We start from the raw sequence: 4,004 nt of genomic DNA on the forward strand, positions 1-4,004 counted from the left end.
CAAACATTTATTTTTTCTTGAGATATATTTAATAACTAGGGCGTTCATAAAAACAGAAAAAACTACAGTCATCAACTGAGAAATCCTCAAGCTGTTTAAGTTTATCAATTATGCGATTTTTCTTCAGGTTTTAGGTTCTTTAAGAATCATATGCCCTCTTATGGATGAGAATCCTAAACTTCATTGAGGGATTTCAACTCGCTAAAGCGTTTGTTCTTAACTATGTCATCAACTTCCTTTAACAAAATGTATTCCTCGGTGGTTAAGAAAACGTCTTCGAGAAAATCCTTTAGCTTATCAAGCTTCCTTCCGATCTCTTCAATCTTCTCCAAAACGTTTTCGCTCAAAAAACCACCCAATAATATGATTAAAAGAGCATACATATAACACCTACTTCTAACCTTAGCATCCTTCATGTTAGCTTTCATTCCAGTTCTTGTAGGAGTTTTGTTATATCTTGTGTGTTAGTAGTTTGATTGCTAGTGTTTGTTTTTTAGTCTTGTAGATGATGTTTTCTTCAATACCATGTTCTTTAATGTTTGTTTTTATTTGTGTGATGTTTCCTTTTACTCTCAGTATTCGTTTGATCTCTTTTTCTATTAGTTTCTTTCTTTATCGTATGATTCGAGCTCCTCTTATGTGATGTTGAGTGGTACGAGGATTGTGTTGTAATAGAGCCAGATGTTTGGTGCTGGGACTTCTACGTGTTGCATTATTAGGCGGATGGAGAGAAATGCTATGAGTAATGCTTAGAATTTTTTACTGTTTTGTTCTTTATTTTTTCGGTCAATTTTTCTCGAAAAAGTTTTTATATTACGTCGGCGTAATAATTACGCTGGCGTAAAATGTTATTTGATATAAGGCCGAAGAAAGATAAGAAGGATTTGTATGATAGAGAAAGAGCTTGAAGATCTCAAAAAGGACCTGGAAAACACTCCGTACACTCCTGGTTTTTTGAATCTCATTCAAATTTTTTGTTAAATCTTCTGCATCTTTTAAAGCATAAGTTTTATAAGTTACATTGGTAACTAGTTACATAGGTAACTATGCTTTTTGATCTTCATCCTAAGGAAAATATAAAGGATCTCTTTGGTAGAGATGATGAGTATAAAGAATTGGAACGATTAGTAAAAACTGAATGGGTTGCAGTTTTGGGTAGAAGAATGGTTGGGAAATCAAGCCTCGTGAAAACATTCATTAAAGAACATGATGGAATTTATGTAAATCTAAGCGGCGCAAGAGGATTTAGAGACCTTATACTTTCAATAGCTTCTCAATTAGGATATTCCCTTAAGGAATTAAGTTTAGATTTAAAATTCCTAGAACTTAGATGGAGTAGGATTGCCGAGGATATATTTTCTAGATTAGGAAATAAAATTATTGCATTGGATGAAGTTCAATATGTTTCTTCAATACATTTCCTTAGATTATTAAAAAGAATTTGGGATGCGTATCCTAACATAAGAATTATTTTCACAGGGTCTATGATAGGATTGATCAATAAGCTTTTAAATCCTTCACCTTCATCTCCGCTATATGGTAGAAAGCCAGCAGTTATTTACCTTCAACCATTCATCAGAGAGAAATCAAAAGAGTTCCTTATTAGAGGATTTAACGAGTTAAACATGAATGTGAGCATGGAAGAAATAGAGAATGTAGTTGAAAGATTGAATGGGTATCCTGGATGGCTAGCATATTATGGAAATTTTAGATGTGTGAGAAAGCTTGATGCCGAAACTTCTTTAAGATCTGTCATAGATGAAGGTGCAAAAATTTTTGAAGAAGAACTTGAAAACTTTCTTAAAGGAAAGAAAAGGGAAAATTACATCAAAGCTTTAAGAGTTATTAGTATCGGAGCGAGATGGAGCGAGATAAAAAATGAGCTTATTGTAAACAATAAAGTGTTAAGAGACATACTTATGAATTTAAAGAATGCCATGCTGATAGCAGAAGATGATGGATATTACTACATACCTGATCCTATATTAAGATTAGCTATTAGAAACATTAGAGCTTAGTTTCACTTCAAAAAATTCAAAATAATTAATTAGTATATTTCTGTTTTTTCTTTTATTTTCCTTCCTTCGCAACTCCTCGCCCAACATTTATATATTTGTTTAAACGAATATACGTATGGAGGGATGTACGTATGGAAAAAAGAAAGCTGACTCTTAGTGTGAGAAGGGATGTATTGGAGGAGGTTAAGAAATATGCTATGCATGAGGGTAAAAATTTAAGCGGTATTGTAGAGGAATATTTTGAATATTTTGTATTAGAAAAATGGATCAATGATCTTGCAATCGAGCTGAATCTAGGAGAGTTAACCCCCGCTTCTGAATTGGAGATTCCCCTTAATAGACCTAAAGGTTTAGATTCTGCTAAGATTGTTAGAGAAATTAGAGATGAACGTTTAGCGGATGATTAGCATGGGTATTCAAGAGGAGATTTGCTATCTTGATACGAGTGCTATAGTGAAAAGATATGTTAGTGAAGCTGGTAGCGAAGTAGTTGACGAGTTATTTAAAGATGCATATCGTGGAGTGAAAATACTATCTATTTCATATTGGAATATTGCTGAAATAGTTGTAGTATTCGATAAGTACGAGAGAATATTGGGCTTGAATGCTAAGAATTTATTAAAGAATTTTTTGAGGGAGGCCAAAATTCTTAGAAGATTGTATAGGTTTAAAATTATAGGAATTAGCCCACCTTTGTTAAGGGAAACAATCAAACTGATATTGCGATACCATATATATGTAGCTGATGCTCTCCAAATAGCGTCTGCAAAAGCCGTAAAAAGCACAGCTTTTGTTACGGGAGATAAAAAGTTGATCAGCATTGCAGAAAAAGAGGGTTTAAAGACAATCTTCACTGGCTAATGCATTTAAAAACTAACTAATTGGTTTCTCATATTGTGAATTGAGGTATAAAATTAGTTAAAGAGTTTTGGTATAAAACTTTTGCAACTTAAACACGTGAGTGACTTTCTATGTCCGAAAAATTTCTTAATGCTTCTGCGTTAAGTTTATAAAATATTCTATTATCATGTTTACATGATGAGCATCAACTTAAAGAGGGAGTTCCTGAGCCTACTGGAGAAAGATACTGAGTTCCGCTACGCAGTAGCAGGCTACCTAGGACTCTCAGAAATACTCAAGAAAATGGATGCGCTCATAGAAGAACAACACAAGCTATGGGAGGAGATTAGGAGTTTGAGGGAGGATCAGCATAAGTTGTGGGAGAACCAGAACAAATTGTGGGAGAATCAGAATAGGTTATGGGAGGAGGTTAAAGCATTGAGAGAAGGACAAAACAAGTTATGGGAAGAAGTTAAGAGTTTAAGAGAAGGACAGAACAAATTGTGGGAGAGTCAGAACAAGTTGTGGGAGAATCAGAGCAGGTTGTGGGAAGAGGTAAGGGAGTTAAGGAAGGATTTTAGGAGGTTAGAGGAACGTGTTGATGGGTTGAGGAGGGGTATGAAGTCTCTTGCTGATGCTGTTGGTACTACGCTTGATTATTATACGGCGGCGTTTGTGGAGGATTTGTTGAGGGGGATGGGTGTTCCTGATGAGAAGATAAATGTTAGGGTTAATATTACTTTACTTTATTCTGGTAAGTTTCGTGAGGTTGATATTTTTAATCGGGATCCATTGGTGGTTGGGGAGGTTACGACTCGTATAGAAAGTTTTGATAGGGCTAATGAGGAGATTAATAAGGTTGTTGAGGATGTGAATTTTGTTGAGGCGATGTTTGGTGAAAAAGTGTTTCTAGCAATTTTGGCTGTTGAGGTTGTGTCTGAAGAGTTAACAGGTTATATAGAGGAGGAAGCGAAAAAGCGTAATATTAGGCTTGTTTATGGGAGAAGTATTCCGAAACTATAGTGGTTTTTAGGATGTTTTGTGTTTCTATGATACGGTGTTGAGGTTCTCGACTAAAGACCTTATGCTTGGTATAGGGAACTTGTATCAGTAGAGCCTAACAAGCCTTGAATTGCCAGATTCAAT

The 4,004-nt window shown here is 34.9% G+C and carries 5 protein-coding genes; 4 read left to right on the forward strand and 1 reads right to left on the reverse strand.

Annotation, left to right across the window (positions count from 1 at the left end):
• Positions 1 to 173: 173 nt before the first annotated feature.
• The gene (locus MRT15_RS09225) at positions 174 to 347 is read right to left on the reverse strand and encodes a hypothetical protein (RefSeq protein WP_304329797.1); all 174 of its coding nucleotides are present in this window, start codon (positions 345 to 347) and stop codon (positions 174 to 176) included.
• A 699-nt stretch (positions 348 to 1,046) separates the two neighbouring features.
• Here MRT15_RS09225 and MRT15_RS09230 point away from each other — a divergent pair.
• From MRT15_RS09230 to MRT15_RS09245, 4 genes are all read left to right on the forward strand, one after another.
• Positions 1,047 to 2,018 carry an ATP-binding protein gene (locus MRT15_RS09230; protein WP_304329798.1) on the forward strand — a complete coding sequence of 324 codons (972 nt, stop codon included), beginning with the start codon at positions 1,047 to 1,049 and terminating at the stop codon, positions 2,016 to 2,018.
• Positions 2,019 to 2,149: 131 nt separating this feature from the next.
• Positions 2,150 to 2,425 carry a DUF6364 family protein gene (locus MRT15_RS09235; protein ID WP_304329799.1) on the forward strand — a complete coding sequence of 92 codons (276 nt, stop codon included), beginning with the start codon at positions 2,150 to 2,152 and terminating at the stop codon, positions 2,423 to 2,425.
• Position 2,426: 1 nt separating this feature from the next.
• Positions 2,427 to 2,879: a type II toxin-antitoxin system VapC family toxin gene (locus tag MRT15_RS09240; protein ID WP_304329800.1), complete on the forward strand. Its 453-nt coding sequence runs from the start codon at positions 2,427 to 2,429 to the stop codon at positions 2,877 to 2,879.
• Between the two features lie 177 nt (positions 2,880 to 3,056).
• Positions 3,057 to 3,881: a hypothetical protein gene (locus MRT15_RS09245; protein WP_304329801.1), complete on the forward strand. Its 825-nt coding sequence runs from the start codon at positions 3,057 to 3,059 to the stop codon at positions 3,879 to 3,881.
• The last annotated feature ends 123 nt before the right edge of the window (positions 3,882 to 4,004 follow it).

It is taken from the genome of Candidatus Culexarchaeum yellowstonense, from assembly GCF_024707025.1.
Lineage (GTDB): Archaea > Thermoproteota > Methanomethylicia > Culexarchaeales > Culexarchaeaceae > Culexarchaeum.

What these genes read in the sequence shown, in the direction of transcription:
- MRT15_RS09230 (WP_304329798.1), top strand. Translation starts at nt 1,047, where the DNA reads ATGCTTTTTGATCTTCATCCTAAGGAAAATATAAAGGATCTCTTTGGT.
- MRT15_RS09240 (WP_304329800.1), top strand. Translation starts at nt 2,427, where the DNA reads ATGGGTATTCAAGAGGAGATTTGCTATCTTGATACGAGTGCTATAGTG.
- MRT15_RS09235 (WP_304329799.1), top strand. Translation starts at nt 2,150, where the DNA reads ATGGAAAAAAGAAAGCTGACTCTTAGTGTGAGAAGGGATGTATTGGAG.
- MRT15_RS09245 (WP_304329801.1), top strand. Translation starts at nt 3,057, where the DNA reads ATGAGCATCAACTTAAAGAGGGAGTTCCTGAGCCTACTGGAGAAAGAT.